Source organism: Novosphingobium sp. ERN07 (assembly GCF_012641335.1).
Taxonomy (GTDB): Bacteria; Pseudomonadota; Alphaproteobacteria; order Sphingomonadales; family Sphingomonadaceae; genus Novosphingobium.
Genome location: NZ_JABAID010000022.1, coordinates 26,619 through 50,222, shown reverse-complemented (window position 1 = coordinate 50,222; position 23,604 = coordinate 26,619). Strand labels below are relative to the sequence as shown.

Genomic DNA, 23,604 nt, shown 5'->3' with positions numbered 1-23,604 from the left:
CAGTGTCGAACACGCGAAAGGTGCACATGTCGTCTCCCGATCTCAGCCTGCTGACAAAGCGTCGCTTTGGACCGATTTTCACAGTCCAGTTCCTCGGTGCATTCAACGATAACTTGTTGAAGTTCGCGATGTTGTTCCTCGCAAACTTCGGTATCTTCGCAACCGATCCGGATAACGCAAAGTTACTGGCGGCAGTCGCTACCGGACTGTTCATCCTGCCCTACTTCCTGTTCTCGGCACTCGCGGGGCAATTGGCCGACGCGATCGACAAGGCGCGGCTGATTCGCTGGATCAAGGGCGCCGAAGTGGGGATCATGGGAATCGCGCTGGCGGGGTTCTGGTTCCTGTCGATCCCAGCGCTGCTCACCAGCTTGTTCCTGATGGGTCTGCACTCCACGCTGTTCGGCCCGGTCAAGTATTCGATCCTGCCCCAGCATCTGAAATCGGGCGAAGTCATGGGCGGGACCGGCCTGATCGAAGGAGGCACTTTCCTGGCCATCCTCGGCGGACAACTGCTCGCAGGCGTGATCCCGCCATGGGAAGCAGGGATCGCCGCAATGGGCCTTGCCGTCGTCGGCTTTCTCGCCAGCCTTGCGGTGCCTCCTGCGCCGCCCAGCGGAACATTGCATCACATCGACTGGAACCTGTGGCGCGGCACGAAGGAGATCCTTGCCACCGCTCGCACCGGGCGCGGCGTGTGGCTCTCGATCATCGGCATCAGCTGGTTCTTTGCCGCAGGGGCCGTGCTGGTCAGCGAATTCGCCCCGCTCGTCTCGGGCACGCTGGCGGCCAAACAGGAAGTGGCCACGCTGTTCCTCGTGGTGTTTTCGGTCGCCATCGCCATCGGCTCGCTGATCGTGAATCGTCTGCTCAAAGGTGAGGTTTCGGCGCGCTGGGTTCCGCTCTCGGCGCTTATCCTTGCGTTCGGCTTGATCGACCTGTGGATTGCCACCAGCGGCTTTGAAGTCCGCACCGCAGGCGCATCTACCGCGCAGTTCCTTTCGACGCCCGGCGCCTGGCACATCCTGATCGACCTTGCGGTGATCGCAGTTTCGGGCGGTATGTTCATCGTGCCTCTCTATGCGATCCTTCAGGTCGCCAGCCCCGAAGACAAGCGGTCGCAGATCATCGCAGCCAACAACGTGATCAACGCTGGCCTTACTGTCGTTGCAGTGCTCGCCATCACTGGCCTGCTGGCGGCGGGCGTGGACGTGCCGGGCCTGATCGGGGCGCTTGGCTTCGCCACGCTGTTCGTCGCCCTCGCCTCGGTCTGGCTCCTGCCCGAAACCCTGTTCAAGGACGTGATCCGCCTGACCTTGCGCGTGCTCTACCGCGTGGACGTGTCCGGCATGGAGCACATGCCGGAACCCGGTGAACGCGCGGTCGTCGTCGTCAACCACGTCAGCTTTCTCGATGGCGTGCTGCTCGGCGCGTTCCTCCCCGGCAAGCCCACCTTCGCGGTCAATACCCAGATCGCGCGCTCGATATGGATCAAGCCGTTCCTCAAGCTGTTCCGCGCCTTTCCGGTCGATCCAACCAACCCGATGGCCGCCAAGGCTATGGTCAAGGCGGTCAAGGAAGGCCGTACCCTCGTCATTTTCCCCGAAGGCCGCATCACGCGCACCGGCGCCTTGATGAAAGTGTTCGACGGTCCGGGCATGGTGGCCGACAAGGCCGACGCGCCGATCATTCCGGTGCGCCTCGATGGCCCACAATACACGCGCTTTTCACGGATGCAGGGCAAGGTCCGCCTGCGCTGGTTCCCCAAGGTGACGCTCACCGTCCTGCCCCCGCGCCGCTTTGCGATCGATGGCGAAATGACCGCCCGCCAGCGCCGCGCGATTGCCGGTCGGCGTCTGTATGACGAGATGAGCGCGATGATGTTCGCTACCTCGGACACCGGCCGCACCCTGTTCAGCGCCCTTGCCGAAGCCCGCGAGATCCACGGCGGCAAGGCGCTGGTGGTGGAAGACGTGAAGCGCGAACCGCTCAGCTACGACAAGCTCTTTGCCGGAACCACCGTTCTGGGCAAGCGCCTGGCCCAAGGCACGGTGCAAGGCGAAGCTGTCGGCCTGCTCCTGCCCAACGTGAACGGTGTGGTCGCCGCATTCTTTGCGCTGCAATCCATCGGCCGCGTGCCTGCCATGCTCAACTTCACCGTGGGCGTTGCCAACATGCGCTCGGCCTGCCTCACCGCCGCGGTCCGCACTGTCGTCACCGCACGCGCGTTCGTCGATCAGGCCAAGCTGCACGACGTCATTGCCGCCTTAGAAGCCGATGGCCTGCGCGTCGTCTGGCTCGAGGACATCGGCGCCACCATCGGCGGCTTCGAAAAGCTGCGCGCGCTGCTGGGCGCAGCCGGTGCAGAACGTCGCCACCGCAAGCTTGGCATTTCGCCAAATGCGCCCGCCGTGATCCTCTTCACCAGCGGATCGGAAGGCGTGCCCAAGGGCGTTGTCCTCACCCATCGCAACCTGCTGTCGAATTGCGCACAGCTGGCTTCACGGATCGATTTCAACGCGTCGGACATCGTGCTGAACGCACTGCCGGTGTTCCACTCCTTCGGCCTGACAGGCGGTACGTTGCTCCCACTCCTCAGTGGCATCCGCGTGGTGCTCTACCCCAGTCCGCTGCATTACCGCATCGTGCCTGCGCTCGCCTATGACGCCAACGCCACGATCATGTTCGGCACCGACACCTTCCTGTCAGGCTATGCCCGCATGGCCCATGGATATGACTTCTACTCGCTGCGCTACATCTTTGCTGGTGCCGAGAAAGTCCGTGACGAAACCCGCAAGACGTACGCAGAGAAGTTCGGTTTGCGCATCTTCGAAGGCTATGGGGCAACCGAAGCAGCGCCGGTCATCGCGGTCAACACGCCGATGCACTTCATGGCCGGTAGCGTGGGCCGCGCCCTGCCCGCGATCGAAACCCGCCTCGAAAACGTCCCCGGGATTGCCGAAGGCGGCCGCCTTTACATTCGCGGGCCGAACGTCATGGCGGGATACTTCCTCGCCACCGATCCCGGCAAGCTTCAGCCGCCACACGAAGGCTGGCACGATACTGGCGATATCGTCACCATCGACGATGCAGGCTTCATCACCATCCGCGGCCGCGCCAAACGCTTTGCCAAGATCGGCGGCGAAATGGTCTCGCTCCCGGCAGTCGAAGGCTATGCCGCAAAGTGCTGGCCCGGCTTCGACCATGCCATCGTCACCCGGCCCGATCCGAAGAAGGGCGAGCAACTCGTGCTGTTCACCACTGCGCCCGGCGCAGAGCACAGGGCGCTGCAATCCTGGGCAAAGGCCAACGGCGTAACCGAACTGATGGTCCCGCGCGACATCCGCGTGGTCGAGGCACTGCCCGTACTTGGCACGGGAAAGCTCGACTATGTGACGATGAGCGAGCTTGCATTGCAGTCTGCGGTGAAGGGTCCTGAAGAGGAAAGTGAACTGGAAGTAGCTGACGAGGCCTGAAACGGAATAACTGAACGGTGTCTATTATAAATTAGACATCGTTCAGTTTTTGTCGCATAGTCCTGATGTGGGGGATGCACGACGATGATCAGCCGCTTTGTCATAGCCGGATGGGGTAGTTATCGCCCACGCGAGATCGTAACTTCGGGGGATCTGGATCTTCGACACGGCCATCGCCCCGGCTGGACCCAACGCGAATTCGGCATCGCTGCGCGCCATGTTGCAGGTCCGGACGAGACGACGTCGATGATGGCTGCTGCAGCCGCTCGCGAGGCGCTTGACCGTGCGGCTTGGGATGGCCCGCCCGATGCGATCATCGGCGGGTGCGGGGTGATGGAACAGCCCATTCCGTCGACATCTGCCATCGTGCAGGATCGGCTCGGCCTTGGCCGATCGGGCGCACCCTGCTTCGACGTCAACCAGACATGCCTTTCGTTCGTGGCCGCGCTCGACGTGGCGGGGATGGGCATCGCCACTGGGCGCTGGCGGCGCGCGCTGGTCTTTGCCAGCGACATCGCCTCGGCCGGGCTCGACCCTGCAGAGCCCAAGACGCGATCGATCTTTGGCGACGGTGCTGCGGCGCTGGCTATCGAAGCCTGCGACGATCCCGGGCGCGGCCTTCTCTCGGTTGCCAGCGTGACACAAGGCGCGCATCACCGATTGGCACAGTTGCGCGCCGGTGGCACGCGGCTGCGGGTTGGTGAAGGATACGAAGCGCTGATAGCCGGATCGCACTTCGAAATGGATGCATTCGGCATCTTCAAGGCTGCCGCAAAGGCTCTGCCGGGAGTCATTGCGCAGGCCTTGGCCAAGGCGGACCTTTCGCACGAGGACATCGCCTGCATCGTCTGCCATCAGGCAAGCGCGCCGGGCGTGGCCCATGTGAAAAGGCTGTTCGCCCCGAACAGCGAACGCGTGCTCGATCTTTTTGCCACCACTGGAAACCAGATCGCCGCATCGATCCCCACCGTGCTTGCCCATGCGCTGGAAACCGGAGCCGCGCGGCAAGGCGATGCCGTGCTTTTGCTGGGTACCGCCGCCGGGATCAGTGCAACAGCGATGGTGCTGCGGCTTTGAGCGGGCGGCGCATTCTCGTCACCGGGGCGACCGGCGGGTTGGGGTTTGCGCTTGTGTGTGAAGCGCTCGCGCGCGGGCACAGCGTCGTCGCGACGGGGCGTTCGCGTGACGCAGGCGAAGCCCTGGCAGGAATGGGGGCAGAGTTCGCGCCCTTGGACCTTTCCGACCAAAGCGCGCCACTCGCATCGCTGATCCAGGGATGTGACGGTGTGATTCACGCAGCCGCGCTTTCTGCCAGTTGGGGAAGGCGCCGGGACTTCGTGGCGGCAAACGTCACCATGACCCGCAAGCTGCTGGACGTGGCCGCCGCATCGGGCGTGCAGCGCTTTGTCTTCGTTTCATCGCCCTCGATCTTCGCCTGTCACCGCGATCGCCTGTCCATCGGCGAGAGCGATATCCCGGAGCGGCCGCTCAATTTCTATGCGCAAACCAAGCTTGCTGCCGAGCGCCTGGTGTTGGCACCGCGCGGTGATGCCATGGCCTGCTGCGCCATCCGCCCGCGCGCACTGGTGGGAGCAGGTGACCGGGTCGTGCTGCCACGCCTTGCCGAACTTGCGCAGCGTGCGCGGATGCCTTTGCCAGGCGGGGGGGGGGCGCTGGTCGAACTGACCGATCTGCGAGACGCAGCTTGGGCGATTTGCGAGGCAGAGGAACGCGCACCTGCGCTTTGCGGACATGCCATCAACATCTCGGGCGGCAGGCCCGTCGCCGTGCGCGATCTGGCGATGCGCCTTGCTGAAAGTCTCGGGACCCGCCCCAAGCTTGTAGCAGTGCCGATCGGATTGGCGCGATTGCTGGCAGCTACTCTTGAAGGCATCGCCCGCGCGACAGGTTCCCGCAAGGAGCCTGTCCTCACGCGCTACACGCTTGCGACGCTCGGCTGGTCGCAGACTTTCAATCACGAACCGGCACAGCGCCTGCTTGGATACCAGCCCCGGTACGATGCGGTGGATAGCCTGCTGGACGAGGCTTCCAAGCTTGCACGGGCGGGGGGCTCGGCATGAAACGCGTCGGCTTTCGCTGGCTCGAGCGCGGATCGTGTCGCCATCCCGAGGGCATGACGATCGCCGGTGGCAGTCTGTGTGCAGTGGAATTTCCAGCGCTTGTCGGGGTGATCGAGCATCCCACGCGGGGCCTGTTCCTGTTCGACACGGGTTACGACCCCGCTTTCATCAAGGCCACGAAGCCATTCCCCGAACGTTTCTATCGCTGGACGACGCCCGTCTCCATTGGCGAGGCCGAGCGCTGGCAGGTTTGGCTGAAGCATCACCAGATTGACGAAGCAGCGATTGCGGGAACGATCGTTTCCCACTTCCATGGCGATCATGTCGCAGGCCTGCAGCATCTTGCGCACCTGCCAGTCCACTGCGCGAAGGCGGGACTCGACGCACTTCGCACCAAAGGCCGGATCGCTCGTGTCAGGAACGGGCTGCTGGCCGAACTCGTGCCGCATGACATAGACACCAACGCGCGGTTCTTCGAAGATGCCCGCCCAATTGCTCTGCCAACCGCCTTCGCGCCGTTTGGCCAAGGCCATGACATTCTCGGCGACGGCAGCCTGCTGGCGGTAGAACTGCCGGGGCATTGCGCAGGCCATTGGGGTCTTGCTCTCGAGACGCAGGAAGGGCGCCCCGTGCTGCTCGCGGCCGATGCCGTATGGTCTGGCCGCTCGATTGCCGAACGACTGCCCCCGCCACGTCTTACGACCGCGCTTTTGGGCGACACCCCGTGCTATCGCGAGACGCTTGACCTGCTGTGCAGCGCAGCGCGTTCCAACCCTGAGCTGGCGATCCTGCCATCGCATTGCGCCAGCAGCGCAAGAGCTTTTCGCGGCGATGGCGATGCAGCTTGAACGAATCGTGGCCTCGTGGCTGCGTACCCGCCGCGCTATGTCACTCACGAAAGAAGGGCTGGCACGGCACCGCCTGAAGCAGTGGGCCAAGCTCCAGCCTGCGCTTGCCCGGACCCCGGCACTAGCGCCCTTTGCGCGAAGGCCGATCGAGGCGTTTCCGGTAACCCCAGTTAATGCCATTCGCCGTGATTACGGCGCATGGAACAGCCTTGGCTTGAGCGACAAAGACCTCCGCCAGATGGCCGATGCTTCCGAGAGGGGGCACCAGCCAGCAGACATCAGTGCAGGCTGGTCTACCGGCAGCAGCGAAGCGACACGCGGGCTCTTCGTGGCGACCGGAGCCGAACGCGCCGACTATATCGGCCAGAGCCTTGCGCGCTTGCTGACCTTCTTCGCACTTCTGCGCTCGCAGCGACTGGCGCTGCATCTGCGAGCGAGCAATGCGCTGTATAGCGATGCGGCCCGCGGACGGCTGCGCTTTCACCATTTCCCGATCGAGGTTCCGATTGCCGAAACGGCCGAGGCCCTGTCGGGTTACGCTCCCACGATCCTGATCGCCCCGCCATCGCGCCTGATCGCGCTTGCGACAATGGGAATTGCTTTGCCCAGCTTGCGCCACCTGTTCTTCGGCAGCGAGCCGATGAGTGCGACCGAGCGCGATTTGATAACCGCCCATTTCGGGATCAGTCCAAGATCAATCTGGCAGGCGACCGAAGGCTTTCTAGGCGCCGACTGTGCCGAAGGCCGCTTGCACCTGAACGATCATTCGCTCGAGATAGAACTCCAGCCCGTTACTGGAACGCATGGCTTCCGCCCGATCATCACCGACCTGAGGCGCCGAAGCCAGCCCATCGTCCGCGTGGCAGGCGACGACTATATCGAGTTGGGCGAACGGGGTTGCTCCTGCGGATTTGCCGGACGCATAATCCGGCCGATTGAGGGGCGCGTTCAGGACATCTGGCGCCTTGCAACGCACTGCATCACCCCGCCGCAGGTAGTCGCAGCGGTCGAGCAGGTGCTGCTGCCAGAACTTCGCTGGCAAGCCTCGGCAGACGCGCGGGGAATAACGCTAGCGGTCGGCCCAAAGTGCCCTGCGGAGCTTGCTGTGCAGGCTGGCGCGATGCTTCAGCAGCTCACAGGCTTGGAGCCGCTTTTACGCCACGACTTGCTCGAATGGAGCGGGCCGAAACGAAACAAGGTGGTCTGGCGCGATGGCTAGGGCAGTGCTCATCACCGGTGCGAGGGCCGCTGCTGCCTTAGACCTTGCACGTGCGTTCCATGCCGCCGGGTGGGACGTCCACCTGGCTGACAGCGTCAAGGTGCGCATGGCGCGCTGGTCTCGGCTTCATGTCCGCCATCACCAATATCCTCCGCCGCGAAGCGACGCGCGCGGGTTTCGCGCAGTGATTGCCGGATTGGTCGAGCGCCACGGCATCGAACTGGTCGTGCCGACCTGCGAGGAGGTATTCCATCTTGCCGCACCAGCATTGCACCGTGCGCTGGGCAGCAGGCTCTTTGTCCCAGACATGGCTACGTTGCGGCTGCTTCACGACAAGTTCGCCTTTGCCACCGCCTGCCGGGAATGGGGCCTGAACGCACCGGAGAGCCATGCGATCAACAGCGCTGAAACGCTGGCATCGTTCCTGCCCACAAGCCAGGACTGGGTCTTCAAACCGCGCTTCAGCCGCTTTGGCGACCGCACACTGGTAGGCCCCACACCCACTAAGCTGGAGGCATCCGGTCTGATAACCGCAGGCGACTGGATGGCGCAGCAGCGGATCGAGGGCGAAGAGGCCTGCTTTCATGCCATCGCCCGCAACGGTGTTTTGACCGGCTTTACGGCATACAATTCGCGCTGGCGGCTGGCTGGTGGAGCATCCTATGCCTTCGAGCAGCTTGACGACTGCCGCGCCGAACACTTGCGCCGCATCGCCGCCAAGATCGCCAACAATGGCCACATCCATGGTCAGTTTGCCTGCGACGTCATTTTCGACTGTTCCGGACAGCCATGGTTGCTCGAATGCAATCCTCGGGCAACGAGCGGCGTCCATCTCCTGATCGCGCAAGGCGCAATTGTCGGCGCAATATCCGGCCAAGCGCAATGCGCCGCCATCACCGAGCCTCGGCAAGCATTTCTGGGACCGGCAATGTGGGCTCTCGGATTGCCGCAAGCCCTTCGAACAGGCAGGCTCAGCGAATGGCGCGCCACGATTTCACAGGGTCGAGACGTCATTTCGCAGCCGGGGGACCGCGCTCCGGCCTTGGGCGCGCTGGTCGATGCGGCAGTGTTTTCGCTCAAGGGGCTGGCCAAGGGAATTTCGACCAATGCCGCCACAACGTGCGACATCGAATGGAATGGTGAGGATCACGACTGATGGCCTTCCCTGATGTAGTGACCGATGCCTGGCACATGGTCGCCCTTGCCAGTGACATCCGCCCCGGTGCCGTCCGTAAGGTGATGCTGTGCAACACGCCGATTGCATTGTTCCGCAGCGCTTCCGGGTTAGGCGCCTTGATAGACCGGTGCCCGCACCGCAATTATCCGCTTTCGAGGGGGCGGGTCGAGAACGGAGCCTTGACCTGTCCCTACCATGGTTGGCGGTTCGCTATGGATGGAACCTGCGTTGAAGTGCCGGGCTGTCCGGCTGCGGCCCTTCCGCAGTCGAAGCTTGCTGCGCAGGCGCTGCGCGTGATCGAACGGCATGGCGCCGTTTTCGTGACCTTGAACGGTTCGGCGCCAGATGAGCCTGATCTGCCTCCCGATGTCGGCAATCCGGATCTCGATCATTTCTGGTGGCAGCATGGCACGTGGCAAGGGCGTGCCTTCGATGCGATCGAAAACGTGATGGACCCGTTCCACACCGGCCATCTGCATCACGGTTTCATCCGACGACGCGATCGCCGCCTTCCGGTAAAGCTGGTCGTCAGCAGCCATGGCGACAGTATTGAAATGGCAATCGAGCAGGATGCGCCCGATCTGGGCATCATGTCGCGATTTCTCGAACGCGATCGCCAGCGCAGTATTTCACGCTACTATCCGCCCACCATCGTGCAGGCGCGCTGGCAAGGGCGCGCCGGGTTGACGCTGTGTGTCACGGCGATCTTCACGCCCGCAACGGACGGAAGTTTCACGCCCTTCGCGCGCTTTTCCACGAGGAAGGGACTGGCGCCCGGCTGGCTGAAACAAGCGGCAATCCGGCTATTCCTTGCACCAGTGGTTGCCCAGGATCGCAAAGCGCTCGGACTTCAGCATGCGGTCATGACGCACTTCGGCCACCCGCAATTCGCCGAGGGACCGGGCGATATACTCGGCAACCGGCTGCACCGCCTCTGGTCAGGGCACCGTTTATCGCCAGGCGTGGACGATGGCGTCATGGCAGAGCTCTGAGATCATTTCAGATGCTGAAGGCAGTTTAGCGGAACGGCTGTTCTATCTCACTCGGCCATCTAACCGATTGCTGACTTAGTCCGCTTTGAAGTGCTCTGCGCTTGAGCCGCAATGACTGAAATTAGGGCGCATTGCCGAGCGCCTGCTTTGCCAGTTTGAATTGTCGGCTCTTGGGCCGTTTGCAGAAAGGCAGGTTTTGACTGGCAAAGGGCCAGAGCCGCAGGTCGGCTTTCGAGATGACCTTGCTAGGCCTGGCGTGACCGAAGCGGGGTGGATTTCTGCCGGTTTAGATTCGCTGGCTATCGCCTTCGCAAGAAGGGGCAAGAAGTTTCACAGTTCGGCAATATTGCAACCGCGCGCTTCCAGGATCGGCCGCATATCCCAATAGGCGGCGGGCGTGCGGGTGAGGGGTATATAGGGGTGGAGATGGTGGACAATGTGATATTGCATTCCCATCGAACCGATGTTGCCTAGGCGCGAGCGGAAACTGCGCGTGTCGCGATATCGCCCCTGCGCGCCGGAGTGATGCGGGGCCCATGACAGAAAGAACAGCAAATAGGTCGACCCGATCTGCGCCGGCAGCCACCAAAGTAAGAACGCTTCGAGTGCATGTCCCGTCCACGCCAGCGCGAATAGAATCGCAAAGTAGGCCAGCCGATATGTGAAGGACAACGCGATCAGGTCCTTGCGGCCGGCACGTTCGAGCGATGCGAGATAATTCTGCTGCCGTCTGCCATTGGGTTGGCGCTCGCGGATCGACGTCCAGATAGCGCTCCACGGCCCCTTGGCGCTGGTCTGATGGTCGGGATCGAGCAGCGGGTCATTAGGCATGGCGATGGTGATCGAGATGCGTAACCCTCAGCATTTCAAAGGGGTAGACAATCATCCAGCTGGTGCCATGGCCGACCAGTTCGTTGAGCCATCGCAGGCGTGTGCCGGGCCGTGCGATGATATCATGCTGCGCTTCATGCGTGGGCAAATAGACCAGCGACAGGTTGATCAGGGAAATCGGAAAAGCCGCCCACAGCGGCAAGGTGCCCGTGAACACCAGCGGCCACAGCGCCAGCCAGCATGCCATGTTGCCAAAGGCCCAGACAGGGATCAGCCACGGGAACATCCCGCTGTGCCGCCGCGCAATCTGCCGTTCCATCTTCAAAAGCTGCGCTGCGGAAAGCGCCGCCAGATCGGCCGTGTCAGCAGCCGCCTGTCCTGTCATATCCATCTCCCCATGAACTGCGCGATCAGACCCCAGCCGATTGCAACGCCCAGGCCAAACGGCAGGTTGCCGAATGACACGATCCAGCCGATCGCGGTCAGCGATTGTGAAATCAACGGCGCAAGAAAGCCCGCCGCAAAGATCAGAGGCAGAAATCTTGCGGAGTCAGCCATAAGCGAGGCGATGCTCATGCTGCTTCCTCCAGACCTGCGTGAAACGGCGGTTCAAGCTCGATGATCTTCGCGCGCAGGATGTCCCGGAATTGCGGGGCCGCATCGACGGCCAACGCCATATAGAGCCCGCGCAGCGCCCTTCGGCGAAACTCGCCGACGCTGATCAGTTGGTTGGCCCAGTCGCGGAACGGGCCTCTGAAACCGATAAATATCTGCAGGCCCAGCGTTTCGGCTGCAACATGGCCTTCTAGCAGGCGGGCGCCGTTGGCAGCACGACACGCCGCCGTCATCATGTCTATGGAAATCTGCGCCGCATTGGCAACCGAGGCAGGACCGTCACCAGCGGCGGCAAAGGCGCCCGGCACACGGTCAGACGCAATCACAACGGCGCGATAATAGGCCTCGTCCTCGGCCACGACACAAAGGGCGGTCTCAATGATACCCTCGGCGATGGCGAGGGGCGGAAGATCTTCGCCCAGGGTGGCTCGGCTGCCCACGCGCCCCACCCCGTCGGAAACCAACTGACGGATGATTTCGTTCTTGTCCCCGATCAGGTTGTAAAGCGTCGGCGCGGTGATGCCTGCTTCATCAGCCAGTCGGCGCGTGGTCAGCGCATCAAACCCATCGCGCACGATCAGCGTGCGGGCGGCATGCAAGATGTTTTCCCGGCGTTGTTCCATCTTCGGGGACAGTTTTGTCGCCACAAATCACCTCCATGTGACGCGACCCAGGCGCCATGGACGTAGATTTTATCATTGATAAAGGTTTTATCAATGATAAATTATTCGGCCCGGTTGAAGCGACCTTTGGCCACTACTGGCGGACACGCCAGTGTAGAAGGTTTTCGTCTGTTTCGGCGTCGCCAGCGGACATTCGCCTTTTATTCAGCAACTGAGATATTCTGCCTTTACGCCCTTACGGTCAAACCTTGTAGACCCGAGTGAGTACCCGCCAAAGTCCGGCGAACCGGTTGCCATGGCGTAGATACTTGGCGAGGCGCATCAGCACCGCCGGAAAGCCCAGTACGGGTATTGCCTTCTCTATGGCAGCCACCTGTTTGCGGGTAACGCCGTGCCGCACCATGCCCACGCTTGCGTCGATCCAGTCGCCCTTGCGCGCAGCGTTCACGATGTGGGCGTCTGGCCCTGCGAACGATAGCAGCTTGTGATGCCAGTGGATGATGTTGGCAACGAGCTCGGCATCGAGATGCGCCGCGTGCTGGGTGCGTACGCGCTCGGCCGCTGCTTCCGACGGCTCAAGATAGGCCAGTTCGTGGTCGGTCCACATGCCCACGTCATGGAACACCAGTGCGAAGGCGATGTGTTCGCGTCCCCTCGGATCGTCGCCGAGGAAGTGTGCTGCGTAGCTCAACACCCGGTATATATGGTTGCGGTATGCGGCAAAGTCTGCGCCGAGCGCCTCGGCGATGAACGGCAGAAGCCGCTCAACCGTCGGGTCAGAGACAATGGGCTCAACCATCGAAGGTCTCCATTGGGAACGCCGGGCAGGCGCGATGTCGAGCCTGCCCGGCCTGACGGGATCACTGTGAGCGCAAGAGGACGGGCCCGGCGCCCACCCGGATGCGGAGCAGCTCGTAAGGCTTGCGGCGCAAATCCCGCCCGCTGTTGAAGCCGGGCTGGCGGTGGAGCTGGTTGGCGGTGAAGTAGAGATAGCCGTCCATGCCGATCGACAGTGTGTCGGGCCAGCTGATGCGCGGGTCGCTGACCAGCGTCGACCAGCGCCCTTGATCGAGCATGCGGATCGCGTTGTTCTCGTAATCGCCGGCGAACACGCGGCCCCGGTCGTCTTCGGCTATCCCGTCCGAGGCGCCTTTGTGCCCCAGGCTGCGGACCACGCGGGCCAGTTCCTCTTCGGTCACCGAAGGGTCGCGCAGCATGGCGGTGGGGACCGCGTACAGCGTGCGACCCGATAGCGGTCCGTAGTACAGCAGGCTGCCGCCGTCGGTCTCGGCCTCGCCCGCGAGCGGGCACCGTAGCAAGGCCACTACTGGCCCGGTTGCGACGCCGCCCGCTCAGCAGGGACTGCGCCTATCTATCTGGGGGAGCCGGGCTATCGCGAAGGGCTCGACGGAGACGGTGACGGTGTCGCCTGCGAGCCCTACCACGGCAGTTCGCGGCGGTGGCAGCGGAGCCATTGGGGCACCTGACGTCGACGCAGGCAACGAAGCAGCAGCAGCTTGGAAGTTGTACACCTGATCAGCCTTTGAATCTTGCCGATTCTGGCAAACGCAGCGCTCAGCCGGTCTTGCCCGGTCCGGTCGGTGCTGCAACCCGGCTACACCGAGTCCTCCACTGGCGTTGCGGCCCTGCGGGTGAAGACCGACCTTTGCGACCAGGCGGCACGGCCTCGCGCCGCTGCCCTTGCCATCATGGCAGGACGGCAGACGGCCGGAGGTATGCCATGTCACCCTCGCAGCGCCATCTTCTGTGCCGCCTGCCACCACTGCCCCGCTGGATTACCCGGCGTCGCCTCAAGGCCATGCAGTCGGCGATCGACGCCCTGCCGGCGTTTCACCAGCTGGTCTTCCACCTCATGCGGTTCGAGAACCTGTCGATCAGCGAGGCCGCAGAGCAGCTTCAGTGTGAGCCCGCGACCGTGGAAGCCGCCTTTGCCGAAGTGCTGATTGCGCTGGTGCGCGCCGCCGATCCTTCACAGTAGCACGCTGCAATCCGATGCTGGCCAACGAGCGTCCTATCCTCGGCTCAGACCAGGTGATATATGAGCCTCAAGGGTGCAGAAGGAATCGTACCAGCTCCAGAATAAAGGCCAATTTTTGGGGACTTTTTTGGGGCATAATCGAAAAATCACATCACCTTTTCAATTTAGTATCAGATATATAAGCGATTTTCGCGGTTCCGTCCCCGTCCTTCAGAACGGCGACCGAACCACCTCAGCACGCAGGAAGGACGATAGCGGGAATGTGTGTTTCCGCAGCTGTTATCGGCTTGGACACACTCCGCCAACCTGTGCATCCACATTGACAGTGCCGCACCGCCCACCGAGCGCCATCCTTTCGGTCAGACTGCTGGCGCTCAGCCCGGCTCTGAGCTTCGGGAGCATCGGGCTGCCGTGGGTTCAGGTTCCCGCCACACAGGAAATCCTCATCCGCAATGCTGGAAAGCTGCGCACATTGAGGGCCACCGAGGCGGCCCTCTACATCCGGATCACGCTTTCAGGATGGCTTCTACGCTGCGATGGAACTCCACCATCTCGCGCTCCATGCCGCCACAGGTCATGTAGGGCACAACGCCACTTTTCGCACCCAAAGTGCCCAGTTCCGCTACCCAGAAGTCCTCCTTGGTGGTGAGCTGCGTCATCAGTGCCAGCGACTTGTCATAATGGGCGATCGCCTTTGCCGTTTCCGGCAACTGGTCCACCATCATGTAGTAGTTCACCACGGTGCGGTCGACCGCTTGGGGCGAAAGCAGCATGACGCTGATATAACTTGGGCTGGTGATGATGAGCGCCCCGGGCACGATGGTATAGTGCGCCACCGCCGTCTTGCGGAAATCCTCATAGGTCGCGATGTCGGCACCCTGGCGGTATTCCGCCCGGCCGGACATCACGCGCAAGTGCTCGCCCACCTTCTCGCACGATGTCTTGCGGTCCACGAACATGTTGCCCAGTGACTTCGAATGCAGGCGCGTGACGTGGTAGTTCTCCGAAAAGCTGTCGATGATCAGCTTCCAGTTGGCCTTCACCTCAACTCGCAGGTGATGGCACACTTTCTGTTCGCGCAGGCCAAATGCATCCAGGTCGGGCCCGACCTGTTCCGTCACCACCGAGAAATCGGCCTTGCGCCGGTGGTCTAGGTTCACCCAGATCAGCCCGCCTGCCTCCACGCATTCCAGTTCGACCAGCCCCATCTGCGACTTGTCGAGACCCGGGAATATCTCGGGGCGCGGCAGTGCCTTCAGGCGGCCCTTCATGTCAAAGCTCCACGCATGATACGGGCACACCACCAGCCCGCCCTTCTGCGTCTGGTGCGCCTGGCAAAGCTTGATCGCGCGGTGAGTGCACACATTGAAAAAGGCGTGCACCACCCCCTCTTCGTCACGCGTCAGCAACACGGACGTGCCGTAGTCGTCGATGGCGATGTGCGAGCGGGGCGTCGGCAACAGGGCTGATACGCCGATCGGCACGGGACGTCCGCGAAACAGCCTTTCCTGCTCCAGATCGTATCGCTCCTGCGAGGCATAGATGGCGGTGGGCAGGCGGTCGATTTCCCTGAACACGTCCGATGGGTTCGAATCCTCAAGCCCCGCCAATTGCGAGAGCTGGGCGGCAGTTAGTCTCCTGACGACGGGTGCTTCGGCTGCTTCAACCATGGGTTTACTCCGGTTCATGCCGTGATGCCAACGCGCCTCGGTCGGAATCACTTCGATAGATGTTACATAGTACGTATTTTGTAACATGAAAAGCGCCATTGGCATCCCGCCATATGCAGCACGCCAACACCGCGCCATTTGACAAAGCTGCCGCTCCGAGATAACTGGTATGCATCTAACGCACGTATGCGCGATTATCGCACAAAAACCTGGGAGGGTGTATTTAAATGAAGGACTTCAACCGTTCTGCTCGCTCTCGCTTCATGCTGGGAGGCGCAATTGCGGCCCTCGGCATGGCGGCAACTCCGGCCTTCGCTGCCGATTATCTGCAGACCACCGATGCCGCTGCCGCCCCCGCAGAAACGTCGCCCGAGATTATCGTGACCGCGCAGAAGCGCCGCGAAGCGCTCGACAAGGTTCCGATCTCCATCGCGGCGGTTTCATCCGAACAACTTGAAAAGCGGAACATTTCGCAAGTTCTGGACCTGCCACAGACTGTACCTGCGCTGCGCGTCAACTATGCAGGCACCTTCGTGCTGCCCACAATCCGCGGCGTCGGCAGTATCGTCGCACTTCCCGGCCTGACCCAGAACATCGCGACTTACGTCGACGGGTTCTATGTGCCTGCCCCCAGCTCCAGCAACTTCGACTTGGTCAACGTGGCCAGCATCAACGTTCTGAAGGGTCCGCAAGGCACCTTGTTCGGCGCAAATTCCACCGGCGGCGCGATCCAGATCAACACCAAGGCCCCCTCGTTCGACACCTCTGTTCTGTTCCGCGTGGGCTACAGCTCGTACGACACGGTCAGCTCTGCGTTCTATGGCACCACCGGCCTTGGCGACAAGGCAGCCATCGATCTGGCTGCAAGTTATGAAACCAGCGACGGTTATGTCCGCAACATCGTCACGGGCAACAACCACGTCGCAGCCTATGACAAGTATTCCATTCGCACCAAGCTGCTGCTGGAACCGGTGGAAGGCGTGAAATTCACGCTTGGCTACGAACACAATTTCTCGGACGATCCCATCTCGCAAATGGTGGTCCCGCGTGACGGCATCACACTCGGCGCCCTCGATCCCACCGTGCAGCTTAGCTACGACAGCCCCAAGCGCGTCGCGCTCGACAATCCCGGCTATGCGCGCTTCAAGACCGACGCGTTCATGCTCACGAGCCAGTTCGACTTCGGCTTCGCAACGCTGACGTCTTATACCCAGTATCGCAAGGAGAGCACCAACCAGGGGCTGGACTATGATGCCTCGCCCGCTCCGATCAACTTCTCGTTCTGGACCGTGCGTGACAAGACCTTTACCGAAGAAGTGAACCTTTCTTCCAACGGCGACGGCCGCCTCAAGTGGACCACAGGCCTGTTCTTGCTCGATTACAAGAATTCCTACGATTTCAACACGCACCTTTACGCCTTTGGCATCGATCTGGACGTGTTTGAGACGAGGAACCACACCAAGTCTTGGGGCGGCTTTGCCGACGCGACTTACGAATTGCTCGACAACCTGTTCCTCACCGGTGGCATTCGCTATACCGAGGACAAGCCCTCGCTCGATTTCGACCTGCAGGCATTCGGCCTGACGGGCGCTGGCTCGGCCAAGTTCCACAACACCTCGGTTCGTGGCGTCGCACGCTATCAGCTGACCCCGCGCTCAAACGTCTATGCCTCCTATTCGCAGGGCTATCGCTCGGGTGGTCTGCCTGGGTCTGCGTTCTCGACCATTCCGGTAAAACCCGAAAAGATCGACGCGTTCGAACTTGGCTACAAGAATGCCGAAGGTCCGCTCAACCTCAACCTTGCAGCGTTCTACTACAATTACCGCGATATCCAGGTGACCAGCTATGGAGCGGGCGGCCAGTCATTCACCGTCAATGCTGCAGCAGCGCACATCTACGGCCTCGATGGCGACCTGACCTATGCGTTCAGCCCGGATTTCTCGGTTACGCTGGCCGGCACCTACACCCACGCCAAGTATACCGATTTCCCGAACGCACTGGGCCGCTACCTCGATCCTACCGACACCAACCCGGATCATCCCTTTCTGGGTGCCTTTCAGGTGGATGCCTCGGGCAAGCGGGTCGAACGCACTCCCAGCTTTGCCGGCAGTGTATCGGCCAACTATGGCTTCGACCTTGCAGGCGGGCACATGGCGCTCAGCGGCAACGTGTTCTACACCGGCAGTTATTTCTTCGATCCGGCCCACCAGTTGAAGCAGCCTACCTATACGCTGGTGAACCTCAGGGCCACGTGGACGGATCCGTCGGACCACCTCGACCTGGCGATCTTTGGCAAGAATATTACCAACGCGAAGTACTACGTCGCCAACTTCGTCGATCCGTATTCGGCGCGCGCGCGGTTCGGTCAGCCGGCGATCTTCGGCGGCTCGATTTCCTACCGCTACTGACCGAAAACCCCCTCTGGCGCTGTCGGCGCCGGAGGGGCAACACACACCAACAAGAAGGGGCCGCACGATTATCGTGCGGCCCCTTTTCGCATCCATAAGCCAGCGCCTGGTCACACAATGTGCGATGGATGCCCTCCCAACAGCACGGTCTTCGTCTCCAGAAACGACAGCAGCCCTTCGACACCGCCCTCACGCCCCACGCCAGATTGCTTGAACCCGCCGAACCCGATGGTGAAGTCCACGAAATGCCCGTTGTGCCCGACGGTGCCGGTACGCAGTTGGCGCGCGATGGCATAGGCGCGATCGACGTCGTTGGTGAAGACCGATCCATTGAGGCCAAAGGGCGAGTCATTGGCGATCCGTACCGCATCCTGTTCATCTTCGGCGGCGATCACAACCAGCACCGGCCCGAAGATCTCCTCGCGCGCGATCGCGGCTGCATTGTCCACCCCGGCAAACACCGTCGGCTCCACGTAGAAGCCTCGCTCCAGATGACGCGGACGTCCGCCGCCTGCAACCACTCGGAACCCGTCTGCCCTCGCCCGCGCGATGTGCCCTTCCACCCGGTCGCGCTGGATGCGCGTGGCCAGCGGCCCCATCTGAGTCGCCGGGTCGAACGGATCACCCACCACGACTTGCGCAAAGTGTGCGCCAATGGCCTCGGCCACAGAGTCCGCCCGATGGCGCGGCACGATGACCCGCGTCAACGATGCGCATACCTGCCCTGACATGTCGCACTCGCGCGCGGCAAGCTCACGCGCGGCCGCTTCTGCATCATAGTCGTCAAGGATGATCGCCGCAGACTTTCCGCCCAGCTCCAGGGTGTAACGCGCCATCCGACCGCCGAGGATGGAGGCAATGCGCTGCCCCGTCGCACTGGAGCCGGTAAAGGCGATCTTGTCCACGTCAGGGTTGGAAACAAGCGCCTCAGACGCTTCGCGGTCGGCGATCACCACGTTGATGACGCCCTTGGGCAGACCCACCTTCTCCGCCACTTCGGCCATCAGAAGTGCATGGCCCGGCGCCTCGGGCGATCCCTTGATGACCACCGTGCACCCTGCCAGCAACGCCGGGGCCACCTTGAAGCAGGTAATCATGATCGGTCCGTTCCACGGGATGATGGCACCCACCACCCCCACCGGCTCGCGCACCAGCAGGCCGACCTTGGCGCCCGACACGGTGCAATGCTCCTCTTCGAAGGAGAAGCTGTCGGCCAGCCCGGCATAGTAGCGGAAGAACCCTCCAGCCCCCGGTGCAAAGGCGCTGGCCATGCTGTGCAGAATGCCCATCTCGTTGGGCCAGATCGCTGCAATATCCGCCGCCCGCGCTTCCAGCTCGGTGGCCATTTCAGTCATGTATCCGGCTCGCTCGGCATGGCTCATGCGCGGCCAGGGACCTTCGTCGAACGCAGTGCGCGCTGCGGCCACCGCGCGGTTCACATCTGCCACCTGTGCACTCGCCGTACTGAAATAAACCTCTTCGGTCGCGGGTGATACGACATCGATGAGCGCGTCGGTGGAAGGTGCGACCCACGCACCATCGATAAACAGCTTGCGCGGGTTCCTGAGTGGAACGACCCCGGGGCCAGTCATGGTAATTCATCCTCCGATACAAATGAAAGAAGTGCGATTATCGCCCTTGAGTTCTATTATCGGCGATACTAGCAATCCACTCCACGAAGGCAAGAACGGATAGGAGTCTGTATATGGCAACCAAGCGCTCGATCATCGTCACCGGTGGCGCCAGTGGCATCGGCAAGGCATGTGCCGAACTCGCTTGCGAACGCGGCTGGGCGGTGACCTTGGCCGACCGCGATCCGCAAGGCGCCACCGTGGCCGAGACCTTGCGCGCGGCAGGGGGCGACGTACGCTTTGTGGAAACGGACGTGACCAGCGAGGACAGCGTCCGGGCGCTGGTCCGCGCTGCGCTCGATGCTTGTGGCCAGTTGCACGGCGCCATCAACAGCGCGGGCATTGTGGGCAGTTCCAAGCCGATCCACGAAATCGACCTTGCCGCGTGGGATCGCGTCCATGCAGTCAACATGCGCGGCACGTTCCTGTGCCTGAAGCACGAGATTGCGGCGATGTGGGACCACCGCGCTGGCAGCGTTGTCTGTGTCTCATCGGCGGCGGCGATAAAGGGCCTGCCATGGAGCTCGGACTATTGCGGGTCTAAGGCCGGCATCAATGGCATGGTCCGCAGCGCGGCGATGGACTGCGCGGCACAGGGCATACGCGTTAACGCACTGCTGCCCGGGCCCACCATCACCCCTCTCGCGATGAACTCCTCAAACGCCAATCCGGCGCTTGCCAAGGTCCGCATCCGGCCAATGGAGCGTATGGCCGAACCGGTCGAGGTCGCGCGCGCCGCGATCTGGCTGGTCTCGGACGAGGCAAGCTTCGTCACCGGCGTTTCCATGCCCGTCGACGGTGGAATGGTCGTTGCCTGAAACAGCGACGCGGCCTCCGCCCCCCCGGCAGCCGCGTCGCCTTGCGGCGTCAGCCCACCACTAGCTGCGCCACGCGATCCTTGTGCGCGGCCGGACCGCCGAACATCTGCTGGCTCAGCTTCGCCCGCTTCAGAAACAGGTGGCAGGGGTGCTCCCACGTGAAGCCGATGCCTCCGTGCAATTGCACCGCATCGCCCGAGAACGCGGCATATACGTCACAGGCATAGGCCTTGGCCCCCGACGCGAGCGCGCTTGCATCCCATGCTGCCTCATCCAATGCAGCGCCCGCATGGCGCGCCAGCACCTTCACCGCCTCTATCCGAACCTTCCAGTCGGCGGCGCGATGCTTCAGCGCCTGGAATGAACCGATCGGCCGGCCGAATTGTTCGCGCACCTTCAGGTATTCAACCGTCCGTTCCAGCAGGGCATCCGCCCCGCCTGCCGCATCGCACGCAAGTGCTGCGGCGGCATGATCGGCGAGACGCTCCCAGCCCTGCTCGCCCGGCACGAGAACCGCCGTCGGCACCACGCCGTTCAGGACCACTCGCCCCGCGCTGCGCGTCAGGTCAACCAGCGCGCGCGTCTCTATGGAAAGACCAGACGCGCCGGCTTCCACCATCGCCAGAACCTGCACGCCATCGGCGTTACGTGCGGGCAACAGCAGGATTCCGGCTACGTCGGCAAAGGCAACGTCCTCCACCACGCCGTCCAGCGCCGCACCCATCACCGGAAGTCCCCCCCCGTCGGGCAAAGCCAGCGCGGCCAGGCATTCGCCTGCCGCGATCAGCGGCAGCCATCGCCCCTGCACGTCCGCATCGCCATGCAGAGCCAGCGCGTCTACCGCCAGCAGCGTGGACAGCATTGGCACCGAGGCCAGCTCGCGGCCCAGTTCCTCATGCAACACGCACGCGTGCGCCAAGCCCAGCCCCAGCCCGCCATGCGCTTCCGGCACCGTCAGACCCAGCCAGCCGAGGCCTGCCATTTCGGCCCAAAGCGCGGCGTCGAACCCATTCCCGTCGTCCCCGGGGACCGTTATCGCGCCGCCGGACCGATCCGACAGGACGCTCCGCACCGCCTCGCGCAGTTCCTCAGGGTTGATCGTATCGCTCATCAGCATCCCTCCGAAGCAAGCGCGGGCACCGATGGTTCGGGCCACCGCTTGTCGGCAATATCCAGCGCCATTCCGGTGATGCCGCCCGCCTCGGCCTGCAAGGCACGGATGCGATAGGTCCAGAAGTGCAGCGAATACTCCAGCGTCACGCCCATCCCGCCGTTGAACTGGTGCAGGTCGAACAGCAGGGCCTGAATTCCTTGCACCGCGTGGGCACCGGCAATGTCCGCATCCAGCACGCTGCCACTCCACGCAGCGCGCATCGCCAGATAGTACCCGGCCCGCACGGTGCCGTGACGTTGCACCAGGCGATGCTGGACAGACTGGAACGAACCGACAGGCCGGCCAAACACCTGGCGCTGCTTCACATAGTCGATGGTGAAATCGATCGCCGCCCGCGCAGCGCCGGCAATCTCGGCCGCGATGCCTACGCGCCACCACTGGCGCAAGGCCGCGCCCTTCCCGACAAACCGCTGCCCGCCCGCCAAGTCTGGCAGCGCGATCAACCTGCCAAAGGGATAGCCATAGATCGTCGGGACTGACACGACCTCTGCCTGATCCACCGGCAGCATCACCACATCGTCGCCGCAATCCACCAGCAGGGTACGTGCCACGGTAAGGTTGCGGATCGCCTTGCTGAGGTCGCGCTCCGTCACCAGCGCTACCGGCCCGGCCAGTTCCACGTCGGGCAGCGTCATTGGCGCCACGAGCCCACATACCATCGCCTCGATCGAGAACAGGCTCTTGGCGGTTTCATGCACCACCAGCGCCGCTTCGATCGGGCCGATGCTGCGCGCAGCCCCCAGAAAGCCGTTGTCTTCCAGCAGCGCCTGCAGCGCAGGATCGTGGCAGCAATAGGTTAGTCGCTCGCTCTGTGGCAGATCGGCATTGTCGGCCAGGATCGCCTGAACGGCGTCGACAAGGGCCTGCTGGTCGTCTGTAAGCTGGAAATCCATCGGTTAGGCCTTCGGCAAGCCAAGCCCGCGCTGGGCGACGAGGTCCATCTGGATCTCGTTGGTGCCCCCGGTGATGCCGGCGGGAATGTTGATGCGGTAATAGTCCTCCAGCAGCGCATCGCCGCCGGTCAGGCAATCGGGCAGGTAATCGGCCAGGAAGTTTGACATCTCGGTCACAGCTTCGAGTGACACCACGCGCGAAAGATTGGCGTCGGTGCTCGGTGGCTCGCGCTTCACCCTCTGGTCCACCACCAGATAGGTCATCATGCGCGCCGCCTCGAACTTCGCCACAAGCAGCCCCGCGCGGTATCGCATGATCGGGTCCGCCTCCCAGCGCCCGTCGGCCTTCAATCGCTCGACCGCGAGGTCCAGCGCATCCAGCCCGGTGTGATACCGCGGCACGCCCACCCGTTCATAGGCCAGCGCATGCGTTACGATCGACCACGCCTGCCCTTCCTCGCCCAGCCGGTTTGCCACAGGCACGCGCACGTCGGTGAAGAACACTTCGTTCAGATGCCCGTCCTTGATCAGGCCGGGAAAGCTGGTCACCGAAATGCCGGGGCTGTCCATGGGCACCAGCAGGATACTCACGTCCTTGCGCGCAGGACCCGTGCGCACCAGCAGGAAGCACCAGTCCGCCTTGCGGGCATAGCTGGTCCAGATCTTCGATCCGTTGACGACATAGTGATCGCCGGCCAGTTCCGCCCGCGTGCGCAGCGCGGCGAGGTCCGTCCCCGCGTTCGGCTCAGAAAAGCCCTGGCACCAGATGACGTTTCCGGCAGAAATGCCGCCCACATGCCGTGCCTGCTGTTCGGACGTGCCGTACTTCAGCAACGTCGGCCCGATCCAGTTGACGTTCATGTATTGCGAACCGCGCGGCTCGCCAGCGGCCTTCATCTCTTCGCCCAGAATGAAGTGATACCAGTCCGGACAATCGCTGCCGCCAAAGCGGGCGGGCCAGTGCGGCAGCAGAAGTCCGCGCTCCGCCAGTGCCGCACAGAACTCCCGCGAGTATTCCACCTGCAGATCCGATGCATAGCTTTCGGGCACGTACCGCTCGTCCCAATCGGGGGGCAGCAGTTCGTCCAGCGCCTGCTTCACCTTGCGGCGATATTCGATCTGATCGTCGGTCCAGCCAAATTCCATGGT

General features: G+C 62.7%; 22 protein-coding genes. 11 read left to right on the top strand and 11 right to left on the bottom strand.

What is annotated here, in order from left to right; genetic code table 11:
- Positions 1-26 precede the first annotated feature (26 nt).
- The 7 genes from HGI47_RS19275 (at position 27) to HGI47_RS19245 (ending at position 9,793) form a co-directional block, all read left to right on the top strand.
- On the top strand, positions 27-3,476 hold the full coding sequence (locus HGI47_RS19275; RefSeq protein WP_240950303.1) for an acyl-[ACP]--phospholipid O-acyltransferase: 3,450 nt from the start codon (positions 27-29) through the stop codon (positions 3,474-3,476).
- 84 nt (positions 3,477-3,560) lie between these two features.
- Positions 3,561-4,553, top strand: a complete 993-nt coding sequence (locus HGI47_RS19270) for a 3-oxoacyl-[acyl-carrier-protein] synthase III C-terminal domain-containing protein (RefSeq protein WP_168854403.1) — start codon at positions 3,561-3,563, stop codon at positions 4,551-4,553.
- Positions 4,550-5,557, top strand: coding sequence for an NAD(P)-dependent oxidoreductase (locus HGI47_RS19265; RefSeq protein ID WP_168854402.1), 1,008 nt, complete (start codon positions 4,550-4,552; stop codon positions 5,555-5,557). The genes HGI47_RS19270 and HGI47_RS19265 overlap by 4 nt, the downstream gene beginning before the upstream one ends.
- Entirely contained in the window at positions 5,554-6,405 is an 852-nt protein-coding gene (locus tag HGI47_RS19260; RefSeq protein ID WP_168854401.1) for an MBL fold metallo-hydrolase, read from the top strand. Before HGI47_RS19265 ends, HGI47_RS19260 begins: the two co-directional genes overlap by 4 nt.
- Complete coding sequence (locus tag HGI47_RS19255) at positions 6,395-7,624, top strand: hypothetical protein (protein WP_168854400.1); 1,230 nt, start codon at positions 6,395-6,397, stop codon at positions 7,622-7,624. Before HGI47_RS19260 ends, HGI47_RS19255 begins: the two co-directional genes overlap by 11 nt.
- The gene (locus HGI47_RS19250; RefSeq protein ID WP_168854399.1) at positions 7,617-8,780 is read left to right on the top strand and encodes an ATP-grasp domain-containing protein; all 1,164 of its coding nucleotides are present in this window, start codon (positions 7,617-7,619) and stop codon (positions 8,778-8,780) included. Before HGI47_RS19255 ends, HGI47_RS19250 begins: the two co-directional genes overlap by 8 nt.
- On the top strand, positions 8,780-9,793 hold the full coding sequence (locus tag HGI47_RS19245; RefSeq protein ID WP_168854398.1) for an aromatic ring-hydroxylating dioxygenase subunit alpha: 1,014 nt from the start codon (positions 8,780-8,782) through the stop codon (positions 9,791-9,793). The genes HGI47_RS19250 and HGI47_RS19245 overlap by 1 nt, the downstream gene beginning before the upstream one ends.
- A 330-nt stretch (positions 9,794-10,123) precedes the next feature.
- Here HGI47_RS19245 and HGI47_RS22445 read toward each other — a convergent pair whose 3' ends face one another.
- From HGI47_RS22445 to HGI47_RS19220, 6 genes are all read right to left on the bottom strand, one after another.
- Complete coding sequence (locus HGI47_RS22445; protein WP_206066305.1) at positions 10,124-10,624, bottom strand: fatty acid desaturase; 501 nt, start codon at positions 10,622-10,624, stop codon at positions 10,124-10,126.
- Positions 10,617-11,009, bottom strand: a complete 393-nt coding sequence (locus HGI47_RS22440; RefSeq protein ID WP_206066304.1) for a fatty acid desaturase — start codon at positions 11,007-11,009, stop codon at positions 10,617-10,619. The genes HGI47_RS22445 and HGI47_RS22440 overlap by 8 nt, the downstream gene beginning before the upstream one ends.
- Entirely contained in the window at positions 11,006-11,200 is a 195-nt protein-coding gene (locus HGI47_RS19235; RefSeq protein ID WP_168854366.1) for a hypothetical protein, read from the bottom strand. The genes HGI47_RS22440 and HGI47_RS19235 overlap by 4 nt, the downstream gene beginning before the upstream one ends.
- Positions 11,197-11,862, bottom strand: a complete 666-nt coding sequence (locus HGI47_RS19230; RefSeq protein ID WP_168854397.1) for a TetR/AcrR family transcriptional regulator — start codon at positions 11,860-11,862, stop codon at positions 11,197-11,199. The genes HGI47_RS19235 and HGI47_RS19230 overlap by 4 nt, the downstream gene beginning before the upstream one ends.
- Before the next feature lie 241 nt (positions 11,863-12,103).
- On the bottom strand, positions 12,104-12,661 hold the full coding sequence (locus HGI47_RS19225) for a phosphohydrolase (RefSeq protein ID WP_168854396.1): 558 nt from the start codon (positions 12,659-12,661) through the stop codon (positions 12,104-12,106).
- Positions 12,662-12,722: 61 nt separating this feature from the next.
- Positions 12,723-13,187 carry an L-dopachrome tautomerase-related protein gene (locus HGI47_RS19220; RefSeq protein ID WP_370521795.1) on the bottom strand — a complete coding sequence of 155 codons (465 nt, stop codon included), beginning with the start codon at positions 13,185-13,187 and terminating at the stop codon, positions 12,723-12,725.
- A 45-nt stretch (positions 13,188-13,232) separates the two neighbouring features.
- Here HGI47_RS19220 and HGI47_RS19215 point away from each other — a divergent pair, with 45 nt between their 5' ends.
- On the top strand, positions 13,233-13,349 hold the full coding sequence (locus HGI47_RS19215) for an excalibur calcium-binding domain-containing protein (RefSeq protein WP_370521796.1): 117 nt from the start codon (positions 13,233-13,235) through the stop codon (positions 13,347-13,349).
- A gap of 254 nt (positions 13,350-13,603) precedes the next feature.
- Positions 13,604-13,861, top strand: a complete 258-nt coding sequence (locus tag HGI47_RS19210) for an RNA polymerase sigma factor (RefSeq protein WP_168854395.1) — start codon at positions 13,604-13,606, stop codon at positions 13,859-13,861.
- Positions 13,862-14,367: 506 nt separating this feature from the next.
- On the opposite strand, the gene HGI47_RS19205 is transcribed toward HGI47_RS19210, so the two are convergent.
- On the bottom strand, positions 14,368-15,630 hold the full coding sequence (locus HGI47_RS19205) for an aromatic ring-hydroxylating dioxygenase subunit alpha (protein ID WP_168854394.1): 1,263 nt from the start codon (positions 15,628-15,630) through the stop codon (positions 14,368-14,370).
- 164 nt (positions 15,631-15,794) lie between these two features.
- On the opposite strand from HGI47_RS19205, the gene HGI47_RS19200 reads away from it, so the two are divergent.
- Complete coding sequence (locus HGI47_RS19200; RefSeq protein ID WP_168854393.1) at positions 15,795-17,939, top strand: TonB-dependent receptor; 2,145 nt, start codon at positions 15,795-15,797, stop codon at positions 17,937-17,939.
- A 110-nt stretch (positions 17,940-18,049) separates the two neighbouring features.
- On the opposite strand, the gene HGI47_RS19195 is transcribed toward HGI47_RS19200, so the two are convergent.
- Positions 18,050-19,531 carry an aldehyde dehydrogenase gene (locus tag HGI47_RS19195; RefSeq protein WP_168854392.1) on the bottom strand — a complete coding sequence of 494 codons (1,482 nt, stop codon included), beginning with the start codon at positions 19,529-19,531 and terminating at the stop codon, positions 18,050-18,052.
- A 113-nt stretch (positions 19,532-19,644) separates the two neighbouring features.
- Between HGI47_RS19195 and HGI47_RS19190 the strand changes: the two genes are divergently transcribed.
- A complete protein-coding gene (locus tag HGI47_RS19190; RefSeq protein WP_168854391.1) occupies positions 19,645-20,388 on the top strand; it encodes an SDR family NAD(P)-dependent oxidoreductase in 744 nt (247 codons plus the stop codon).
- Positions 20,389-20,437: 49 nt separating this feature from the next.
- Here the strand turns inward: HGI47_RS19190 and HGI47_RS19185 are convergent, their stop codons facing one another.
- From HGI47_RS19185 to HGI47_RS19175, 3 genes are read right to left on the bottom strand one after another with little or no spacing between them, the layout of a single operon-like run.
- Positions 20,438-21,499 carry an acyl-CoA dehydrogenase family protein gene (locus HGI47_RS19185; protein ID WP_168854390.1) on the bottom strand — a complete coding sequence of 354 codons (1,062 nt, stop codon included), beginning with the start codon at positions 21,497-21,499 and terminating at the stop codon, positions 20,438-20,440.
- On the bottom strand, positions 21,499-22,455 hold the full coding sequence (locus HGI47_RS19180; protein WP_168854389.1) for an acyl-CoA dehydrogenase family protein: 957 nt from the start codon (positions 22,453-22,455) through the stop codon (positions 21,499-21,501). The genes HGI47_RS19185 and HGI47_RS19180 overlap by 1 nt, the downstream gene beginning before the upstream one ends.
- A 3-nt stretch (positions 22,456-22,458) precedes the next feature.
- Positions 22,459-23,601, bottom strand: a complete 1,143-nt coding sequence (locus tag HGI47_RS19175) for an acyl-CoA dehydrogenase family protein (protein ID WP_168854388.1) — start codon at positions 23,599-23,601, stop codon at positions 22,459-22,461.
- Positions 23,602-23,604: the final 3 nt, after the last annotated feature.

What these genes read in the sequence shown, in the direction of transcription:
- HGI47_RS19275 (WP_240950303.1), top strand. Translation starts at nt 27, where the DNA reads ATGTCGTCTCCCGATCTCAGCCTGCTGACAAAGCGTCGCTTTGGACCG.
- HGI47_RS19270 (WP_168854403.1), top strand. Translation starts at nt 3,561, where the DNA reads ATGATCAGCCGCTTTGTCATAGCCGGATGGGGTAGTTATCGCCCACGC.
- HGI47_RS19260 (WP_168854401.1), top strand. Translation starts at nt 5,554, where the DNA reads ATGAAACGCGTCGGCTTTCGCTGGCTCGAGCGCGGATCGTGTCGCCAT.
- HGI47_RS19255 (WP_168854400.1), top strand. Translation starts at nt 6,395, where the DNA reads ATGCAGCTTGAACGAATCGTGGCCTCGTGGCTGCGTACCCGCCGCGCT.
- HGI47_RS19250 (WP_168854399.1), top strand. Translation starts at nt 7,617, where the DNA reads ATGGCTAGGGCAGTGCTCATCACCGGTGCGAGGGCCGCTGCTGCCTTA.
- HGI47_RS19245 (WP_168854398.1), top strand. Translation starts at nt 8,780, where the DNA reads ATGGCCTTCCCTGATGTAGTGACCGATGCCTGGCACATGGTCGCCCTT.
- HGI47_RS22445 (WP_206066305.1), bottom strand. Translation starts at nt 10,624, where the DNA reads ATGCCTAATGACCCGCTGCTCGATCCCGACCATCAGACCAGCGCCAAG.
- HGI47_RS22440 (WP_206066304.1), bottom strand. Translation starts at nt 11,009, where the DNA reads ATGACAGGACAGGCGGCTGCTGACACGGCCGATCTGGCGGCGCTTTCC.
- HGI47_RS19235 (WP_168854366.1), bottom strand. Translation starts at nt 11,200, where the DNA reads ATGAGCATCGCCTCGCTTATGGCTGACTCCGCAAGATTTCTGCCTCTG.
- HGI47_RS19230 (WP_168854397.1), bottom strand. Translation starts at nt 11,862, where the DNA reads ATGGAACAACGCCGGGAAAACATCTTGCATGCCGCCCGCACGCTGATC.
- HGI47_RS19225 (WP_168854396.1), bottom strand. Translation starts at nt 12,661, where the DNA reads ATGGTTGAGCCCATTGTCTCTGACCCGACGGTTGAGCGGCTTCTGCCG.
- HGI47_RS19210 (WP_168854395.1), top strand. Translation starts at nt 13,604, where the DNA reads ATGTCACCCTCGCAGCGCCATCTTCTGTGCCGCCTGCCACCACTGCCC.
- HGI47_RS19205 (WP_168854394.1), bottom strand. Translation starts at nt 15,630, where the DNA reads ATGGCGCTTTTCATGTTACAAAATACGTACTATGTAACATCTATCGAA.
- HGI47_RS19200 (WP_168854393.1), top strand. Translation starts at nt 15,795, where the DNA reads ATGCTGGGAGGCGCAATTGCGGCCCTCGGCATGGCGGCAACTCCGGCC.
- HGI47_RS19195 (WP_168854392.1), bottom strand. Translation starts at nt 19,531, where the DNA reads ATGACTGGCCCCGGGGTCGTTCCACTCAGGAACCCGCGCAAGCTGTTT.
- HGI47_RS19190 (WP_168854391.1), top strand. Translation starts at nt 19,645, where the DNA reads ATGGCAACCAAGCGCTCGATCATCGTCACCGGTGGCGCCAGTGGCATC.
- HGI47_RS19185 (WP_168854390.1), bottom strand. Translation starts at nt 21,499, where the DNA reads ATGAGCGATACGATCAACCCTGAGGAACTGCGCGAGGCGGTGCGGAGC.
- HGI47_RS19180 (WP_168854389.1), bottom strand. Translation starts at nt 22,455, where the DNA reads ATGGATTTCCAGCTTACAGACGACCAGCAGGCCCTTGTCGACGCCGTT.
- HGI47_RS19175 (WP_168854388.1), bottom strand. Translation starts at nt 23,601, where the DNA reads ATGGAATTTGGCTGGACCGACGATCAGATCGAATATCGCCGCAAGGTG.